This window comes from Sediminibacterium goheungense (genome assembly GCF_004361915.1).
GTDB classification, from domain to species: Bacteria; Bacteroidota; Bacteroidia; order Chitinophagales; family Chitinophagaceae; genus Sediminibacterium; species Sediminibacterium goheungense.
The window spans coordinates 121,942-140,603 of the sequence record NZ_SNWP01000012.1 but is presented as its reverse complement, the minus strand read 5'-3'; the positions used below and the strand labels follow the sequence as shown (position 1 = coordinate 140,603).

Below are 18,662 nucleotides of genomic sequence, written 5' to 3'. Positions count from 1 at the left end.
CTCACTGCTCACTACTCACTATATATTTGTAACAATGAAACACTGGAACCTGTTGATCGTTTTTTGCTGTTGCGGCATCATTCATCTTTCTGCACAAAGAGCCTTACCCGGATTTACCGTTGAGGAACTTAGCAAAGGAAAAATAAGCATCAGCTGGATCAATCCCTACCCCACCTGTAACCAGCTGGCCGTTCAGCGTTCTACCGACGGCATTAATTTCAGAACCATTTTTTCTGCACAGTCGCCCGAACTGCCACGCAATGGGTATGTAGATAGCAAAGTACCTGTTGCACCTAAAGTATATTATCGCATATTTTATGTACTGGCTGGTGGTAGTTATTTTTTTACCGAGATTAAATCGGGTACAGATATAAACAAAGAAACAACAAATACGGACCCACTGAAAAAACAGGAAGATATTAACGCGCGCATCACCCTACCTACAGAACCAGTAAAAGAAACCGTAGTTACGAAAGACAGCAGCAAAAATGAAGTGGTAGAAAAAACCATTAAAATTTATAAGAGAGGAACTTTCCTTTATCAGTTCAATGTACAGGCCTATAAAAATTTCCGTGATTCCATTATCCAGTACACGCAGGATTCACTATCCCTCATCAAACCCGGAGAAGTTAACTGGAAACCCTTTGTTCCCAAACCCAAAGAATATGTAAGTGTATTTGTAAAAGACACATTACTCGTGCAGATTGAATTACCATTTTATAAAAGGTTCAAAGATTCTGTTGCTGCCTACACAAAAGATACCCTTGTAAACATCACCACTTTCCGTGCCGAATTATCGAGGTTTGTACCCAAACAGGTATGGAAGCCATCCATTTATGTATACACCAACACCAGCGGCTATCTCAACATCAGTTTACCTGCACAGGAACTGAATGCTTACCGCATTGTATTTTTTGATGCGGACAACAAAGAACTCTTCCGTGTCAACAAAATCAAAGAAGCCGAACTCACCCTCGACAAAGCCAATTTCAAACACAGTGGCTGGTTTAATTTTGAGTTGTACAAACACAATGAACTGGTGGAAAAGAATAAGTTTTTTCTGCAGAAAGACTGAGAGAACAGAGGAATAAAGGAATAAGAAATAAAGCCTGCCCTGAGCTAGCCTGCACTTAGCGTAGTCGAAGTGTAGTTGAAGGGTAGTCGAAGGGGAATGAGGAAGTGAAAGATTGATATGCGTTCTGCGTAAGCTACGTAATATCATAACCTTCACAAAGATCCTTCGTCGCGCATCCCGATCTTCGATCGCGACGCTCCTCAGGATGACGGAATCGAATGATAAAGAGAGAGGAGGATTCCGACAATAAGTCGGAAATAGCGGGCCTGCCCTGAGTATAGTCGAAGGGAAGGATCTCAAATTATATGACGCTAGAATAAAAAATACTCAGGCCCCCACCACCGGCAACAACTTCACCCCAAACACTTCCTCAAAATGCCTCTTCAATCGATTTTTTACTTCTTCAAAATCCACATCCCTGCCTAGTTCTTTTTGCAGGGATGTTACCTGCTTGCCTACAATACCACAGGGTACAATATGATCGAAATAGCTGAGGTCGGTATTGATGTTGAATGCAAAACCATGCATGGTAATCCAGCGGCTGCATTTAATGCCCATGGCGCAGATCTTTCTTTCCTTGCCGGGTATATCGGGATCGAGCCACACGCCGGTTTCGCCCTTGCTCCTGTCGCCTTTGAGTCCGTAATCGGCCATGGTGAGTATGATCACTTCTTCGAGGCTACGCAGGTACCAGCCCAGATCGGTTTTAAACTGTTCAAGGTCCATGATGGGATAACCCACCACCTGCTGCGGACCATGAAACGTAATATCGCCACCCCGGTTAATATGGAAATAATCAATACCCCTTGCTGCCATTTCTTCGGGTGAGATAAGAATATGTTCTGTTTTACCGCTTTTGCCGAGGGTATATACCGGTGAATGTTCCACCAATAAAAGATGGTGTGGGGGTAATGCAGTAGCAGCATCTTCACGGTGCTTTGCTTTGAGCTCCACTTTCTCCTTCAACATCTCCTCCTGTCTGTCCCAAACAGATTTATACGACCTGTATCCCATATCCTCAAAAAATACTAACTGCATCCTGCAAAATTACAGCTTCCCCGCCATTATTATGCTCCTCTCCAGCTAACACACCTCCGTGTAACTCCGTGTTCAACTCTGTGTAACTCTGTGGCTAAAAAATCTTATCAATTAAACCACAGAGTTACACCGAGTAAGGCACAAAGTTGCACGGAGGTAGCACTAGATTACATGAACTGCCAGACAGACCTCACCACAAATGCCTTTGAAGGGCTATTTTTGCCAAATGCTGGATGATTTAGATTTAATAAACGAAGAGGCCGCCGAAGAACTATATGAACGCAAATCCTTTAAAGTAGATAAGGGCCAGGAACCCATGCGCATCGACAAATGGGTACAGGGACGTATTGAGGGCGCTACACGCAGCAAAGTACAGAAAGGCATCGATGCCGGCTTTCTCACCGTGAACGGTCAGGTAGTGAAAAGCAATTACAAAATAAAACCGGGTGATGAGATCCTCATGATGAGCCTCATCAACCCCGAACATACCGAACTGCGACCCGAAAATATTCCCCTGAATATTGTGTATGAAGATGATGCGGTAATGGTACTCAATAAGCCGCCCAATATGGTGGTACACCCCGGTGTGGGTAATTTCACCGGTACCCTGTTGAATGGTGTGGCTTATCATTTCCTGCAACAGAATCCCAATCTCGATGAAGAAAGTCTACCACGTTTTGGGCTCGTGCATCGCATCGATAAAAATACCACAGGTTTGATTGTACTCGCCAAAACAGGTGATGCGGCCGCCCATCTGGCCAAACAATTCTTTAACCATACCGTGAACAGAAAATATGTGGCACTGGTTTGGGGCGATGTGCAGGAAGACAGTGGCACCATTGAAGCGCATATTGCGCGCCATAGACAGCATCGCAAAATGTTTGATGCCTATCCCGAAGGAGAAACAGGTAAACATGCCATTACGCATTACAAAGTGCTGGAACGTTTCAACTATGTAACACTCGTTGAATGCATACTCGAAACCGGACGCACCCACCAGATTCGTGTACACATGAAACATATTGGTCACACCCTGTTTAACGACTGGGAATATGGTGGAGACAGAATTCTCAAAGGCACCATCTATACCAAATACAAACAGTTTGTAGACAACTGTTTCGAAATGTGCCCCCGCTGTGCCCTCCACGCACAAACACTGGGCTTCATTCACCCCGTCACCAAACAACCCATGCACTTTGAATCGCCGTTGCCGGAGGATATGCAAAGTGTAATTGAAAAATGGAGAAAATATATGCAGAGGAAAACAGAGGAATAAGGAATAAGAAATAAGGAATGAGAAAGTGTGTCGTTGCTGATTGTTTGAATAGTGATGATTAAAGTATATTAAATACAACACAGATTTTCATACGCCACCCTCCGTGTAACTCTGTGGTCAAAAAAATCTAAAAGATGAAACCACAGAGTCACACGGAGTACGGCACTGAGTTGCACAGAGGGAGTAATATAAAGTAATTCACCCCCTTGTCTCTTGCCTCTTGTTTCTTGTTTCTTGTTTCTTATTTCCTATTCCTTATTTTTCTGTTCTTTATATTTGTGGTACAAAACTGAAAACTTATGTCAAACGACATCCGTCATAACTGGACCAGGGAAGAAATTTACGATATCTACAACATGCCCCTGCTGGAGCTGGTGTTCCGTGCAGCTGAATTACATAGAAAGTATAACGATACCGCTGAAGTACAGGTATGTACCCTGCTGAGTATAAAAACCGGTGGCTGCAGTGAAGACTGCGCGTATTGTCCGCAGGCCGCGCGTTACAGCACGGGTGTGGATGTACAGGCGTTGATGAAAAAGGATGAAGTACTGGCCTATGCACAGAAAGCCAAAGATGCCGGCTCTACCCGTTTCTGTATGGGTGCTGCCTGGAGAGAAGTTAGAGACAACCGCGATTTTGATCGTGTACTCGATATGGTAAAAGGTGTCAACGAAATGGGTATGGAAGTATGCTGCACCCTCGGTATGCTCACCGAGGACCAGGCCAAAAAACTGGCCGATGCCGGACTCTACGCCTACAACCACAACCTTGATACCAGTAAAGAACATTATGGCGAAATCATCACCACACGTACCTATGAAGATCGTTTAAACACATTGGATAATGTACGCAAAGCAGGTGTAACGGTTTGCTGTGGTGGTATCATTGGTCTGGGTGAAACACATGAGGACCGTATTGGTATGTTACATACACTGGCCACCATGCCCGAGCATCCGGAAAGTGTGCCCATTAACTCACTGGTAGCGATTAAAGGAACACCACTCGAAAACAATACCAAGGTAGATGTATGGGATATGGTACGCATGATTGCCACTGCACGTATACTGATGCCTAAAACCATGGTACGTTTAAGTGCAGGCAGAACTGAAATGAGCATCTCCGATCAGGCCCTCTGTTTCATGGCCGGAGCCAACTCCATCTTCGCCGGAGATAAATTATTAACCACCCCTAACCCATCATTTGATGAAGACAACCAGATGTTCCAGTTGTTGGGGTTACAGCCGAGGAAAGCGTTTAAAGAAGAAAGCAAGCAGTACCTGAGAGATATGGTAGAAGCTTGATAAGTGAGTAGTCAGTACTGAGTAGTGAGTGGGATGGTATTAGAAAACCGCTACGAGTAGTAAACACCCTATTTACTCACTACTGACTACTGACTACTGACTACTGACTACTCACTGCTCACTCACTAAGCTCCAAAGGATTATTCAGTGTATTCCTGGGTTTCGCTTTTGCTGATGGATTGGTATTTACTGAAATAGCAGCATTGGTTCCTCCGGGTGCTGCCGAACCATTCATGGCAGCATTGATATAGCCACCAGGGTTTTGTCTTAGGTCTTCAATCAGTGTATTGAATTTAGCCTTTGTTATTTTAGTATGAGATGCTGGTAAACCCGGTGTAAAGCTATTATTACGGTAGATGGAACGAAGTGAAAAAGAAACGGTTCCGGTTCGGTCGATTGCCTCCACAATTAATCCAGGCAGGCCATTTAATTTCCAGGGCCCTGCTTTAACCGGATAATCAGGGCAGTACCAAACATCATAGGTTCTTCCTTTAAAATAACCACTTGCCTTGTAACAGGTAAGTCCACCAATCGAAATAGAACTGTCTTCCAGCTTCCAATCAATTTTATCGATCGCATTTTCAATCACCAGTGTTTCTCCGATCCAGGGGTGGATAAAATAAAACTTACCTGCATCAAACTGATACATCAATTGCTCAATGGTAGATTTTTTTACCCTGACCGGCTCAGTTGATACCGAAACAGGTAACCCCGCTTTGGCTTTTGTCATCTGATCATTAAAAAGAGAATCATCATAATATTTCGCATAACTTCTGTACAGAGAAGTATTCGCCGTAAACTGCAACAACAGGTTCTCCTCATATACCTGTCCGGGATTAGCAGTGTCCCTGACATGTTTAAATAAATAAATAGCCTGAGCACCTTTAGGACTCTGGCCCTGAGCCAATACGGGCATCATATAAAACATACAAAATAATACAACCAGGTATTTCATAATGACAGATTAATGGTTAAGAGGGAGGAATATCCTCCCTCTTACATAAACTAACAAGGTGCTACTTCTTCCAATATCTCAAGTATCCAGATATTCTCTTTCACCATTTTACTGGCAGAAAGTGAAGCTATCATAGAAGCTACTGCATACTCACAATCGCAACAATGGGTTACTGTTGCGGTCATGATCCAGCATTCGCCCCATGCCGAATTACTCTGTGTTGCACAGGTCTGCTTTTTGATCTTTGGCAATGATGTTTTCTTTACAGAAGACTTATTCATTGTTTCAACCTTGGGAGTGGATGTATGCTCAGTAGTTTTTTCTCCTGCATAAGCACCAGTTGCTATTCCGGCAAAAAGAAACAATCCTAAAATGATCTTTTTCATACTAATTTAATTTTAAAGTTTTTCCTTTGTTTCGCAAGGAAATAAAAACGTCACGCGGTACTGCTACCGTGAACTCAGGTTTCCAGTTTCGCTTTCGCCGGGCTGTGAATGGCTAAACCCCGGGTTTTATGTGTAAACCAACATCCTTTTTTGAGTAAGGGTCAATTAAGGAGTAACACCCATTTATAGCTACAAATAATATGTACCAGACAAAACCATTGATTACAGATTAAAATGCAACCGAAGCATACATTGCGACGGACGTAACTGATAGGTTTGTGTCATGATTTGATTTCCATTTACCATAATCGTTTCCATTTGTTTCAGGTTAAAGAGATTTTGCCAGAACAGGTCAATACTCATGCCGTTCGATGCTATATTTTTTCTGATGGAAACATCACTGAATAAAAAATGACGGGGCGCACCATTGTCTGTAGAAAAACGATTGCTTTCTATCCCCAACTTAATCAGGTATTGTTGCGGCAAGGCATAAGACACAGCAACAGTATAACCAAGGTTACGGGTATGGTTCCAGCTTTTTTTATCGCCTACCCTGCTTCTTATGTTTGATAGCTGTCCTGCATAATCCAGCAGACAATTACCAATCCGGGTATTCAACTTAGCACTTACCCCTGTTGTTTGTACTGTATAATAACTGATAAAACCATTATTGGATTGCTGTCCTTCCGATTGCTGAAAGGTTACGGCAACAGATCCGGTTGTTTTTAAATTACGGAGGTACTTACTCACCGTAACACCGCTTTTGTATGTACTGACAGGGTTTTCCCTTTCAATAGCATTCCCCATTAAAAAGCTGCCATTGAATTTTTGATCCATCATATAGTTATCCCGACTATGCTCCCTGGCGATAAAAAAATGACCGAATAAACTTCGAATGGTGTTTTTATAGAACAGATAAGCTGTGAGCGATTTTCGATGCTGCTTTTTAATGATACCCTGCTGATTCAGCAACGACCGGTAATTGACCAGGGTAAAACGATTGGTTGCCAGATAAGCCGGTAAATAAAACTGATCTGCCGTCCAGTTTACCAATACATTCAGGCGGCTGCTGATGGTGTACTGCCCGGATACATCATAGGCCCCAAACAACCTGGTAAGCCGGTTTCCCTGCAGATTATTGTTCTGATGCATGAAAAGCGTAACGGGCACCTGAGCCGTAAATTTCCATTTTTCACCTTTATAATTGAGCCGGGGCACATACACAGCCGATAATTCATCCGCATCAAACTGGTTATGGATGGAATCGGCTATTACGGAAGCTTTTTCATTTTCATATTTATACAGCGGGGCCTCATATCTGCTGCGGCTATAACCGATAGTGGCCGACTGTTCAAATGATATACGCCCCATTGATAGGGCAACGGTGTAACTGGCTTTGGCATACCATTTTTCCAGATTAGCTTTTTGCATCAAACTGTCAATAGGCAAACTGCCTGATAAAAAATAACCGCTGATATCCGGTGCAATATTCAATTGCTGGGGACCGCCATGGAAGCCTGCCTGGTAATGAAAACCATGTATCCATTTTTTTACTTTTCGAATCAGCTTCCCGTACTTTTCAATCCACATAAAATCATCCCGTAGCTTTTGTTCAGATAGTTTGGGAAATCCAATCAGCCCCCTGTCACTACTGCCACTATAGCCAAACCTAATGCCATCAATGCTGTACCGGTGTTCTGTATTCGATACCAGTTCTACCTGTGCATTCAGCTGTACATCCCGTAAACGAAGCGACTGATTTTCCTGTATACGAACAGTATCTGTACCAAAATAATTGATGGTCTGTGTTCCGCTATTTTGCTTTTGGATATCAGATATAAAATCCATGTTCACTTTTAATTCTTTTCCCTGTTTTAGCTTTTTCAGGTAATTCAGTGATAACACGTGCTGATTATTGAATAAATATCGCTGCTGACTAAAAGAGGGTAAACTAGCGGCAGGAATACCGAGTAGAGGGGTTTTAGCTGGCGCTGTAATATCATCGGTAAGATTTGCCAGTTCTCCGGTATAGTTGAATCCTGCATTGTTGTATTTGTAACTCAAGAGCACCTGCTCTGTTTTGGCAAAACGCATCGGAACGAGCTCCCCATCTGCCAGTAAAGCGGGCACCCCCAGACCAATTTTGGCCCTTCCGATTAAAGTATTTTTGGCGGCCCCTGTAAGTTTAATGTTGAGGGCCGCTCTGTTGGAAATGCTTACACTATCAAGCACTTTCAGCGGTTGGTGATTTTCCAGTATCTGTACCTGTTCTACCGCGCCCACCGGTATATTGTTATTGGCAATACCATATTTCGCGTCCAGAAGATTCAATCCTTCAATATAATAACGGTTAATCGCCCTTCCCTGGTACTTAACCGTTCCGTTATCGGTTACTTCAATGCCTGGCATTCTTCTCAACACATCTGCCAGTACCATATCCTGTTTTTCACTAAACGCTTTTACATCATAGCTGATGGTATCTCTGCGTTGTATCACAGGACCAGACTTTACCACCACATCCGGAAGGTTTTTAGAACTGGAAGCTAATTTTACATCGGGTACTATGAGTGTGGTGCGTGTAGAAAACAACAGTGTTTTTGTTTCATACCCCATTGCAGAAAACTTTATCACAACAGAATCTACCACTGTTGATGGAACTGAGATCACAAACGCTCCGTTCTGGTCTGTGAAAGCAAAAGCCAAGGGTTTATTTTTTTCCAGGAGCGACAAAATAATCTGCACATCTTTTAATGACCTCCCTTCTGCCGAAAGTACTTTACCCTGTAGCTGCTTTTGTCCGAAAGCAACTATCCGGTTCATGAGTAAACAGCAGATGAAAAAAACAATCCTGAACATATATTGTCTTTACATGGATAAATGGATATCTCATTTTACATGTTTACATCGGCAAAGCATACCGATAGCAGATGCAACAGGCAAAATGCAGTAACATAGCTTTCCTGCATACCACAAAATGTGATGGGTATACAGACAATCATTCCAACGAATTAAAGGTTACAAACAAAGCACAGGGGGAATATGGCTTTGTTATTCAGATTTAGTTCATGTAAAAACAGGAACCTATAACGAATATACAAAATAAATTATTTAAAAAATAACTTATTGATTATTTTTTAAATAATTTATTCACATCTGGAATGTATGCGTAGTGTGTAATGAACATAAGTTGAGGTCCATTCAAAATTCAAAATTCAAAAGTCAAAAGTCAAAAGGGGTATTCTTTTTTGACTTTTGACTTTTGAATTTTGAATTCACTCAGTGCTAGAAGCGTGAGGGAAGCTGTTAGCTATTAGCTCACCCCTTCTTCGGCCTGAAAGAACGTATCGGTGCCGCTGGTTCCTTCTTCAGCTCAATTCCTTTCGACGGCATCAAACGCAATGCTTCCTGAACGGCTTTTTCCAGTTGCGGGTCGCGGCCTTCGATGAGGGTTTTGGGGTCGTAGAACACTTCTACATCGGGTGAAACACCAACGGCTTCAATGGCCCATTTACCATCGGTATCAAAGAAACCACCACGCGGTGCTACCATGCGGCCACCATCAATAAACGGAGGCGTATCCCAGGTGCCCACGAGACCGCCCCAGGTGCGGGTGCCTACCAATGGACCAATATTGGCTTTCTTGAACATATAGGGCAAGAGATCGCCACCGGAGCCGGCATTTTCATTAATGATCATCACTTTGGGACCCCAGATGCCCGCCATGGGTGTGGTAGAGGGTCGATGCCCTTCTACCCTGTTATTGAAATAACCCATGAGCTGGCGGTTCATGATGTCGACCATATAATCTGCGGCAGAGCCACCGCCATTGTTTCTTTCGTCGATGATGGCGCCTTTTTTATCCTGCTGCGAAAAATAGTAACGGTTGAAATAGGTATAACCAGGGTTACCGGTATTGGGCACATATACATATGCCAGCTTACCACCCGATAACTGGTCTACTTTTTTTCTATTGTTTTCTACCCAATAGCGCGACCGCAGACCGCCTTCATTGGCAATGGGCACCACGGTAACCAAACGTGAGCCTTCTATGGAAGGCTTGTTGTTCACACGGATCTTCACCTGGCGGTTGGCCGTGCCTTCGAATAAGCTGAAGAGGTTCATATCGGCAGTAAGCGGTTTGCCATTTACTTCGAGCAGGTAGTCACCTTCCTGCACGTTGATGCCCGGACCACTGAGTGGTGAACGCAGATCGGGGTTCCAGTTTTCGCCGGTATAAATTTTACTGATCACGAAATAACCGTTCACCACTTTGTAATCGGCACCGAGTAAACCACCCGGTATGGAAGGCACATTCGGAAAATCGCCGCCACTGGTATAGGAGTGACCCACGGCAATTTCGCCACCGAGAATATCGATGATATAGTTGAGATCGCTTCTGTGTTTCACATGTTTTACCCAGGGTTTGTACCAGGTAAAAATCTGATCCCAGGGCGCACCATGGGTATTGTCTACATACAGAAAATCGCGCTGGTAGCGCCAGCCTTCCCTGAAAATCTGTTCTGCTTCCTGTGAGGGGTCCACATAAACTTTCATGCCCTCAGTGGCCAGCCGGCCCTCACCGGGGCGGGGTGCGGCGGCGGTTGCGTTGATGAACCAGCCCGGACCAGCACGGTACAAAATACTTTTACGATCGAAGCTGGTAACCGCACCGGTCACCGATCGAACAAATTCTATTGATTTTCTATCTTTCAGGCTATAGCGGTGCAGTATTAAGCCTGATTCATTGGGTACCGCTTCGGTAAAGAACACCGTACCCTCCGGGCCCGCAATGAGGCTGGTATAATCGCGCAGCGGCAGATTAGCGGCCACAATACGCTGATCCAGGCCATCAAAATCTATTTTCACCTGTACGGCACCCGCAGCAGCGGGACGTGGTGCTTTAGCCGAATCGGAAACTTTCACGGGCTCATCATCACTCTTCAGCTCAAAGGGCGATGGTGCATCCTTGCTCAGTACGGCAATGTACAGGGCTCGGTTAACCGGATAATTGTAACTGCTCATATCGAGCCAGCCCGTGGCCAGTGCATAATCGGTACTGGCCAGAAAATACAGGTATTTGCCACTCTCATCCCACTGTGGGTCGATGGCGTCAGACAAACCATCAGTTAGCTGTTTGCTGCTGCCCGTTTCGAGGCTGTACAGTTTAATGGCTTTGAACTGGTTGTTCTGTATCTGCGCATACGCGATCCATTTACTGTCGGGCGACCATACCGGCTTCATGGTACGGTTGGGATGCGCATAACGATCCGTATCCACGAGTTTAATGACACCCGTTTTCACATCGATAAACCAGATATTATAATCCGTATCGCTAAAAGCAATGTATTTACTATCTGGCGACCAGGCCGGTGTGAAATAGAATTTTTTATTGGGAATGGCAAATGCCTGCGCCGGCTGTAAACCAAACTGATCGCGTATCATGAGCTGGTACTCACCACTGGCATCCGAGAACCAGGCAATCTTCTGTCCGTCGGGCGACCATACCGGTGCCCTGTCTGCACTGCCGGGTGTATTGGTAATATTGCGCCAGTCGCCATTTTCTTTGGGAACGGTAAAGACTTCACCCCTGCTTTCAAACAATGCACGTTTACCGGTGGGCGATAAACTGGCATTGGTAAGGCTGGCTGCTGAAAGATCGTTCCAGCGTGGGCGCCCCCAGTTCAGATCTCCTTTAACCTGGATAAGCAACTGTGATGTTTTGGATGAACCAAGATCGAGGCTGTGTAGGTAGCCGCCCTGCTCATACACCAGACTTTTATCGCCTGCTGCAGTAAGGTTCTTTACATCAAAGTCTTTATGAAAAGTAAGTTGTTTCTGTTGTTTGGTTTTGGGGTCGTAAGACCATACATTGTTGATATAATCCTGCTCCGATAAGAAATACAAGATATCATTGTTCCATACCGGTGCCGTATGCCGCTCCTTATCGCCCTGCACGGTTTTAACGGTTTCGTGGGTGCTCATGTTGAAGAGCCAGATGGGTTGTGCCTGTCCGCCCCGGTAATTGCGCCATTCCGGATCCCAGAAACTATAGGGCTGGTAAGCCATGGTTTTACCATCGGGCGATAAACTACCCACAAAACCAAAAGGCACTACCATGGCGGTAGGTGTACCACCGCTCACAGGCACCGTAAAAAATTTAGTATTCACGGTAGGATACCCCTCCCTGCCAGAAGTAAAATAAACCGCCTTCCCATCCGGCATCCATCCTTGTACTATATCAGCCCCCGGATGGTAAGTCAATCTCTTCGGTTCGCCACCATCAATGGGCACAATATAAACATCCGAGTTCCCATCATACTGCCCCGTAAAAGCCACCCATTTACCATCGGGACTAATTCTTGGATTGGTCTCCGACCCCACCGCACTGGTAAGCCTGCGGGCATCACCACCATTACGGTTAACCACCCAGATATCATCGGCATGAACGAAGACGATATGGTCTTTGCTGGCAGCGGGTTGGCGGAGGAGCATAGTGCCTTGTGCCATGCTTAGTTGTGCTACCATAAGCAGCATGAAGAGGGATTGCAATTTTCTCATAGCGTTGGTTTGGAAGAGTAATTTACTAATATGGTTTTATAGTTGGAAGGAAGATTGTTGGGTGGGTATTGCGTAGTTGAGATATTTGGAATATTTTTATACGAAACGACACAATACTTATGTCCCATACATCAATAATAATCTTAATAATTTTCCTTTCTGGTATCTTAGGCGGTTTAACGAATTTTTTTTTAGCATATGACTTGCAATTCTCAAGAAAAGAATGTTTGATCTTTTTTTTTAAAACATTACTACTTAGTTTATGTGCTTCAATTACTGTCCCACTTTTTTTACAGATAATATCCAATAACTTATTAGATGCCCAACCAAACACACCATACCCACTAAAAAGCTATCTCATACTAGCTGGATTTTGCATTCTCGCAGCATTTTATTCTAAGAGATTCCTAGAAGATTTATATGATAGAGTTAAAAGAGTAGAAGCTAAGGCTGAAAAAGCGGAAAAAACAGTTGAAATGTTAGAAGCAAGTAGTCAAGAAACTGAAAATATAAGCAATCTTTTAACTGACGAAGTTCAATTACGAAATTCAGAAAATATTCCCTATAACAACGATCAAGCATTTGATGTTATCACGGCTATTTATGAATCAAAATTTACTTGGAGAACAGTTAGTGGCATAGCTAAAGACACAAAAAGTAAGCTATCAGAGAATCAAGTTTTAGAAATACTGAAATTTTTAAAGAAAGAAAATATCGTAACAAGTCGAATTTCTAAAAATGGAACTGAAGTTTGGCGTATAGTTGATCTATAAAGTTTTCTAATTCGCGCATCTTCCTAGTATTCTATCTTAAAAATAAACTTTCAGATAATGCATGACAAAAGAAAAAATAATTCATTTTGGAATAATAATTGGACCGTAGGAACAGGCACGGCCATAATAAGTGTACTTATTCTAAGAATTATTGATTCTACAGCCGATACCAAAATTTTAAATAGCACTTGGCGTTTTATTAAAGCCCTATTTATAAATTTAAGTTTATTTTTTCAACGAACATTTACAATACCGACTTGGGGCCTAATTTTAATAGCTTTTTCAGGGCTAGGATTGCTAATACTTGTCTTGTGGATTGGCTCACTTTTTAATAAAAATGACAAAGACACAACAACATCAGAATTGCCAGTTGAATTTTTGAAGTACAAATCTGACACCTTTGATAATCTATTATATAAATGGGAATATATAAAGGATTATGATGGCAAATATGATATTGTCAATTTTACGCCTTATTGCCCAAAGGACAATTGTATATTACATTACAGTCGATGCCCGATTTGTAATACCTATTTTCTTAAAATAAAAGAAAAAGAAGAATTAAGAATACTTGTAAGACACCGAATAGAAAACAACTTATACCCGCGCAATTAGGCAAGCTTGCAAACACATCTTTCTTCTAATTTTATCTTTTGAAACAAGTAAAAGTTAGAATCAATATAGGCTTGCTAAACACACCACGCAATCTTAGTTTTCTTACAAAAAAAGCAGGAATAAAATGAATAACTTAGATACATATTTAGCAAGCTATTTATCAAAAAAAACGTCTTACGCAATTCAGTTGACTGGCAATTGGGGCTCGGGAAAAACATACTACTTCCGAAAAACGCTTTTACCAATTATTGAAGAGACGGAAGTTTGTTCAAATGCAAATAAAAAATTCAAAGTAATATATGTTTCACTTTTCGGGCAGAAATCCGTAGAGTCAATAATGACAAAAATTGTTAGTGAAATTTATCTTTCGAAATTCCTAGGTAAATACTTTAAAAAAAAAAGGATGGATCAGAAAAACAATGAAAGTTAGTGGACGAATTATTAAAATGGCACTTCAGGGTTTTTTGAGTTACAAACAAATTGAAAATATAAACCTAGAAAGTATCACAGAGGATACAGCGAGAGCTAGCAATGAATTCTTAGACACCAATGAACTATTCATTTGCTTTGACGATTTAGAAAGAAAGGACAGTAACCTATCATTTGCGGATTTGATAGGATACATCAACACACTAGTTGATCAAAACATCAAAATTCTTATTATTTGCAATGAGGACATTATAGGTGAAGATGACGAATACAAAACGCATATTGAAAAAATAATTGGTATTAAATTCCCCTACCAACCTGATATTTCTCAAATAATAAATTCAATTACTACTCAGGAATATGCAGGCTATCCTGAATTTACTCAAAAATTAAAAGAACATAATGATCTTTTAGTTTTATTTACTAAAAAAAATAATACTAATTTCAGAAGTTGCGAATATGGAATAAGCATTCTGCACGATTGCTTCAGCAAAATTGAACAAGGATTAGAAAATTTAAAAAATGACACTAAAGAAGAGTACGTCAAACAAACATCAAACATCATTCGTTTTATATTAATTATTGCTATTGAATACAAGCAAAATAGAATTTCGTACAAAAACATTAATGATTTTAGAAAACTTGTTTTCTCTCTTTCAGATATTTTCAATGATCAAGAATCATATCAAGACTCGACTACTACTCAGAATAGAGAAATTCTAACCGATCTTTTAAAAAAATACAACATACAAACGGGAGAATATCGTTTCTTTCAATCACTATTTAGGTACATTACAGAAGGCTCCGAATTTACTAGTCAGATTTTTTTTGAAGAATTCCAAATTATATTTCAACTTACAGATGATAAAATACCTTTTCACTATAAAATATTTAATCAACTAGATTATAAAACGTCACTACTGCTAGAAGAGGAAGAATATTTAGCATCCACAATTAAAATGCTTGACTATGCGAAGTTAGGGCATTATGACCTCCCAGAATATCTAACTATCATTTTCTATATTGAACGATATAATAATCCTCTGAATCTAAATTTTGAACATGAAATTGAAGAATTGAAAGCTGGCTTCTCAATTGCCGCCAACAGAATCAAAAATACTACTAGTTGGGATAATGCTGCTTTTATGTTTGAAAATAGTTACTCTGATAGAGATATGAGCGAACTCAATATGCAGTTTTATCAATACGGAATGGAAATCATTAATATTATTAAAGAAGAAAAAAATAATATTAAAAGAAACGAAACTGCCCAACTATTCAAGTCTGACTTTACACTATTTATAAAAAAATATCAATCCAATGGGGACTTTAGGAATTATGTAGACAGTACAGATTTTTTAAAGGAAATATCTGATCATGAATTAATTACCCTTATTTATAGGATATCTCTACACGAGATTCAGTTATTCAATTTATTCATAAAACAAAGATACCATCACGCGAACGAACACAATAGAGAGTTACCTATTCTTGAACACACAATTACTATGTTAGAAACCAATATAAAATCTACAGAAACTACTACTAATACACCCAGGAAGTTGGCACTTTTCAAACAGGTATTAGAATGTTTAAAAAAGGCTACTAAAGCTCAATCTTAAACTCTCTCTTACTTATCTGTATATTCCTTCACCACAAAGCTTTCCAAAATGTCTCAATATATTACCGCAGGGGAGAAAAGGGATGTCGTGATAAAATTACACTGAGGCACAAATATTTTAAAAAATAAAAATTTACAGTTTATCAGACTTATATCCATGAAATACTAGACTTACTGAATTAAAGAAAAGTGAGTATTAACTTTTGGAAAGTTCCGAAACTTTCCAAAAGTTGCACTGAGGCGGGCTTAATTCTCTTGTAAAGCAAATACCCATATAAACTGCTGGCTCCTCATAAACAGAGGCATTGGTTTATCCCAGTCCTCCATTTCCTTCTACCCCATCGGGGTAGCACATGGTAGCACTAGCTCACCCCAGGAACCCCATTACCCCGGAGGGGTAACACATGTTCGGATAAAAGAGGGGTGTATTTAGAAAAGAGTTCGCGGCAAAACGGTGTTTAAACCCTCAACCTGATATGTTTACAAAATCAATATCGGCACTTATGCAGTGTAACCCCTCCGGGGTTATGAAATATTTTTTTGTCATTTGGGAGCTACCGTATATAACCCCTCCGGGGTTGGGATGCATTGTTATTCAATCTTTTATTCGAGCATTACCTGCAGAGGGTTTTCATCTAACTAGAACACCGAATTTTCAGCTATTCTACTTGGTCATTTAGCATAGTTTCTATATCTTTCTATAAATCTTTTTCTCCCCCCATCATAATCCATTATGCACGGACTTAACAGTACGGCAGTTCTGTTATACAGATAAGATTATGTTGTATTAAGATTTCATAAGATAAACTGTTATTAACCAATACTGTTTTACATGAAATCAATTTTACTATTACTGGCCACTACCCTTGTATGCTCAACATCGTTTGTTCCCACAAATAAAAAAGAAAGCCTCGAGTATGCACGCTGTACAGGCAGTTCTTATTGTCGTGCTTGCAGCAGTTGCAGTTCCTGTAACTGGTGTAATTCCGGTGGCAGTTGTGGCATATGTGCACCTGCCCCCAAGAAAAAAACAACACAGCAAAGAGCTTCACAGTGCATGGCAACTACAAAAAAAGGAAGTCGATGCAGTAGAAATGCTCAGACAGGGAGTAGATATTGCTGGCAGCATAATAAATACTAAAACTGACAGATATTCAAAAAAAACTTACATCTTATACTTATAAAAATCAATCACAGTTACTGAATTTCAGCATAAACATAAATATTCCAAACAAAATCTTAACTATGAGCAATTTTGATTTTGACAAATGCCCCAACTGCGGCAAGTCTCTGAAAGGCTTTTTTAGTGCCGATTTAATTCTACAATCAAAAGTGGACTTCATTAACAAACATTCAAATGGTAATAAAGAAGCATATTGCACAAGCTGCTCTTCCCCATTGTTAGAAAAAATTGCGGATAACTTTAGAAAACAGAAAGGGGATATTGAAACGAGATTAAAACAGATCATTCATGTAATACCTGTTATGACAAGCCCAGCTCCAGTTAAATGGACATATGAAGTAATTGGGATGGTCACTGCTCAAACAACATCAGGAACAGGTTTTGTAACAGAACTATCAAGATCATTCAATGACTTCTTTGGTTCAGGTTCAAAAACAACCAATCAAAAAATATCAAGGGCTACCAGCCTTTGCAAGGCAGACTTACGGGTACAATGTGTTAGAAATGGAGGCAATGCCATTATATCAACTGATATTGATTTCAATGAAATTGGCTCAGGTAGTACCAATATGTTAATGGTATGTATGGCCGGTACAGCCATCAGAATAACTGACATGGAAAATTTCAATGCAAAAAGCAGAGATACCATTATGGAAGTCATTGAACTAACCGAGCAGCTGGAGGCGATTAATCAGGAAACAAAATAAATTTCTTCTTCGAAGCGTATCCCCAACAACATCTTCCTTCTTCGCAGGGTGCTCCCTCCATCCTCTCCTTCTATCACCGGAGGTGAAAGAAGGGGGGGGGGGTAAAAACAAGAATACTATTTTACTATTAGTAGTCTATTTTTAGGTATGCGTAAATCTGTCGTTGTATATTTAATAATGCTGCTTTCGGCATGCAATCACCCAAACAATGCCGACACAAAAATTTTAGACTTTGGCTCCTTTACCATTCAAGTACCACAATCATGGCAAAAAATAAAGAAAACAGGTATTGATAGTTATGTAGGTAGCATTGCCCTTGACGATAGAGATACAATAAGCTTCGACCTTGGCTGGTATTCAAATAAACTATATGAATCGGACATCACAATACTTGACAGTAGCTTGATTAATTCATTGGATACCAATATGATCGATGTCAATGCAATTATATTTGTGAAAGATAAACACCTGACTGATCCCGATAAATTCCGAAAAAACAATGTATCGTGGGATACCATCAGTGGGTATGCCGCTAAAATTGTTTACCCAAGAAAATCCGGCATCGGCACCACAGGTATTTATATTGACAGTCTTTGGTCATCTGGCCCATCAATTGATCGTTTCAACCTGTACGGCGAAAACCTGCAGCCGGAAAATGAAAAGAAAGTATTAAAAGCATTGAGAACATTGAAATTCATAAAAAAGTAAGCTATGATATTTAACTTTTGAAAAATTCCGAAACTTT

15 protein-coding genes are annotated in these 18,662 nt (G+C 40.9%); 10 read left to right on the top strand and 5 right to left on the bottom strand.

What is annotated here, in order from left to right; genetic code table 11:
• Window positions 1-34: 34 nt before the first annotated feature.
• The gene (locus BC659_RS13135) at window positions 35-1,075 is read left to right on the top strand and encodes a hypothetical protein (protein ID WP_133475256.1); all 1,041 of its coding nucleotides are present in this window, start codon (window positions 35-37) and stop codon (window positions 1,073-1,075) included.
• Between the two features lie 327 nt (window positions 1,076-1,402).
• On the opposite strand, the gene lipB is transcribed toward BC659_RS13135, so the two are convergent.
• Complete coding sequence (lipB, locus tag BC659_RS13130) at window positions 1,403-2,113, bottom strand: lipoyl(octanoyl) transferase LipB (RefSeq protein WP_133475255.1); 711 nt, start codon at window positions 2,111-2,113, stop codon at window positions 1,403-1,405.
• Between the two features lie 226 nt (window positions 2,114-2,339).
• Between lipB and BC659_RS13125 the strand changes: the two genes are divergently transcribed.
• On the top strand, window positions 2,340-3,389 hold the full coding sequence (locus BC659_RS13125; RefSeq protein ID WP_133475254.1) for an RluA family pseudouridine synthase: 1,050 nt from the start codon (window positions 2,340-2,342) through the stop codon (window positions 3,387-3,389).
• A gap of 299 nt (window positions 3,390-3,688) precedes the next feature.
• Entirely contained in the window at window positions 3,689-4,690 is a 1,002-nt protein-coding gene (gene bioB / locus BC659_RS13120; RefSeq protein WP_133475253.1) for a biotin synthase BioB, read from the top strand.
• A 118-nt stretch (window positions 4,691-4,808) separates the two neighbouring features.
• Here bioB and BC659_RS13115 read toward each other — a convergent pair whose 3' ends face one another.
• From BC659_RS13115 to BC659_RS13100, 4 genes are all read right to left on the bottom strand, one after another.
• Window positions 4,809-5,645 carry a GLPGLI family protein gene (locus BC659_RS13115; RefSeq protein ID WP_133475252.1) on the bottom strand — a complete coding sequence of 279 codons (837 nt, stop codon included), beginning with the start codon at window positions 5,643-5,645 and terminating at the stop codon, window positions 4,809-4,811.
• A gap of 50 nt (window positions 5,646-5,695) precedes the next feature.
• A complete protein-coding gene (locus BC659_RS13110) occupies window positions 5,696-6,031 on the bottom strand; it encodes a hypothetical protein (RefSeq protein ID WP_133475251.1) in 336 nt (111 codons plus the stop codon).
• 222 nt (window positions 6,032-6,253) lie between these two features.
• The gene (locus tag BC659_RS13105; protein WP_211340784.1) at window positions 6,254-8,887 is read right to left on the bottom strand and encodes a peptidase associated/transthyretin-like domain-containing protein; all 2,634 of its coding nucleotides are present in this window, start codon (window positions 8,885-8,887) and stop codon (window positions 6,254-6,256) included.
• A 459-nt stretch (window positions 8,888-9,346) separates the two neighbouring features.
• The gene (locus tag BC659_RS13100) at window positions 9,347-12,589 is read right to left on the bottom strand and encodes a S41 family peptidase (RefSeq protein ID WP_133475249.1); all 3,243 of its coding nucleotides are present in this window, start codon (window positions 12,587-12,589) and stop codon (window positions 9,347-9,349) included.
• Window positions 12,590-12,708: 119 nt separating this feature from the next.
• Between BC659_RS13100 and BC659_RS13095 the strand changes: the two genes are divergently transcribed.
• The 7 genes from BC659_RS13095 to BC659_RS13065 all read left to right on the top strand — a co-directional run bounded on the left by BC659_RS13095 (window position 12,709) and on the right by BC659_RS13065 (window position 18,625).
• Window positions 12,709-13,362 carry a YEATS-associated helix-containing protein gene (locus tag BC659_RS13095; protein ID WP_133475248.1) on the top strand — a complete coding sequence of 218 codons (654 nt, stop codon included), beginning with the start codon at window positions 12,709-12,711 and terminating at the stop codon, window positions 13,360-13,362.
• Window positions 13,363-13,419: 57 nt separating this feature from the next.
• Window positions 13,420-13,977 (top strand): hypothetical protein, encoded by a 558-nt coding sequence (locus BC659_RS13090; RefSeq protein WP_133475247.1) that lies wholly within the window; start codon window positions 13,420-13,422, stop codon window positions 13,975-13,977.
• A 124-nt stretch (window positions 13,978-14,101) separates the two neighbouring features.
• Window positions 14,102-14,407, top strand: coding sequence for a P-loop NTPase fold protein (locus BC659_RS17155; protein WP_133475246.1), 306 nt, complete (start codon window positions 14,102-14,104; stop codon window positions 14,405-14,407).
• Complete coding sequence (locus BC659_RS13080; RefSeq protein WP_133475245.1) at window positions 14,397-16,028, top strand: hypothetical protein; 1,632 nt, start codon at window positions 14,397-14,399, stop codon at window positions 16,026-16,028. Before BC659_RS17155 ends, BC659_RS13080 begins: the two co-directional genes overlap by 11 nt.
• A gap of 916 nt (window positions 16,029-16,944) precedes the next feature.
• Window positions 16,945-17,211: a hypothetical protein gene (locus tag BC659_RS13075; protein ID WP_133475244.1), complete on the top strand. Its 267-nt coding sequence runs from the start codon at window positions 16,945-16,947 to the stop codon at window positions 17,209-17,211.
• A gap of 301 nt (window positions 17,212-17,512) precedes the next feature.
• Window positions 17,513-17,917: a heavy metal-binding domain-containing protein gene (locus BC659_RS16865; protein ID WP_162847432.1), complete on the top strand. Its 405-nt coding sequence runs from the start codon at window positions 17,513-17,515 to the stop codon at window positions 17,915-17,917.
• 147 nt (window positions 17,918-18,064) lie between these two features.
• Entirely contained in the window at window positions 18,065-18,625 is a 561-nt protein-coding gene (locus tag BC659_RS13065) for a hypothetical protein (RefSeq protein ID WP_133475242.1), read from the top strand.
• The last annotated feature ends 37 nt before the right edge of the window (window positions 18,626-18,662 follow it).

Excerpts from the sequence above, each read along its gene's own strand:
- lipB (WP_133475255.1), bottom strand. The coding sequence starts at position 2,113 with ATGCAGTTAGTATTTTTTGAGGATATGGGATACAGGTCGTATAAATCT.
- BC659_RS13110 (WP_133475251.1), bottom strand. The coding sequence starts at position 6,031 with ATGAAAAAGATCATTTTAGGATTGTTTCTTTTTGCCGGAATAGCAACT.
- bioB (WP_133475253.1), top strand. The coding sequence starts at position 3,689 with ATGTCAAACGACATCCGTCATAACTGGACCAGGGAAGAAATTTACGAT.
- BC659_RS13065 (WP_133475242.1), top strand. The coding sequence starts at position 18,065 with ATGCGTAAATCTGTCGTTGTATATTTAATAATGCTGCTTTCGGCATGC.
- BC659_RS13095 (WP_133475248.1), top strand. The coding sequence starts at position 12,709 with ATGTCCCATACATCAATAATAATCTTAATAATTTTCCTTTCTGGTATC.
- BC659_RS17155 (WP_133475246.1), top strand. The coding sequence starts at position 14,102 with ATGAATAACTTAGATACATATTTAGCAAGCTATTTATCAAAAAAAACG.
- BC659_RS13115 (WP_133475252.1), bottom strand. The coding sequence starts at position 5,645 with ATGAAATACCTGGTTGTATTATTTTGTATGTTTTATATGATGCCCGTA.
- BC659_RS13125 (WP_133475254.1), top strand. The coding sequence starts at position 2,340 with ATGCTGGATGATTTAGATTTAATAAACGAAGAGGCCGCCGAAGAACTA.
- BC659_RS13080 (WP_133475245.1), top strand. The coding sequence starts at position 14,397 with ATGAAAGTTAGTGGACGAATTATTAAAATGGCACTTCAGGGTTTTTTG.
- BC659_RS13135 (WP_133475256.1), top strand. The coding sequence starts at position 35 with ATGAAACACTGGAACCTGTTGATCGTTTTTTGCTGTTGCGGCATCATT.
- BC659_RS13090 (WP_133475247.1), top strand. The coding sequence starts at position 13,420 with ATGCATGACAAAAGAAAAAATAATTCATTTTGGAATAATAATTGGACC.
- BC659_RS16865 (WP_162847432.1), top strand. The coding sequence starts at position 17,513 with ATGACAAGCCCAGCTCCAGTTAAATGGACATATGAAGTAATTGGGATG.
- BC659_RS13075 (WP_133475244.1), top strand. The coding sequence starts at position 16,945 with ATGCACGCTGTACAGGCAGTTCTTATTGTCGTGCTTGCAGCAGTTGCA.
- BC659_RS13100 (WP_133475249.1), bottom strand. The coding sequence starts at position 12,589 with ATGAGAAAATTGCAATCCCTCTTCATGCTGCTTATGGTAGCACAACTA.
- BC659_RS13105 (WP_211340784.1), bottom strand. The coding sequence starts at position 8,887 with ATGTTCAGGATTGTTTTTTTCATCTGCTGTTTACTCATGAACCGGATA.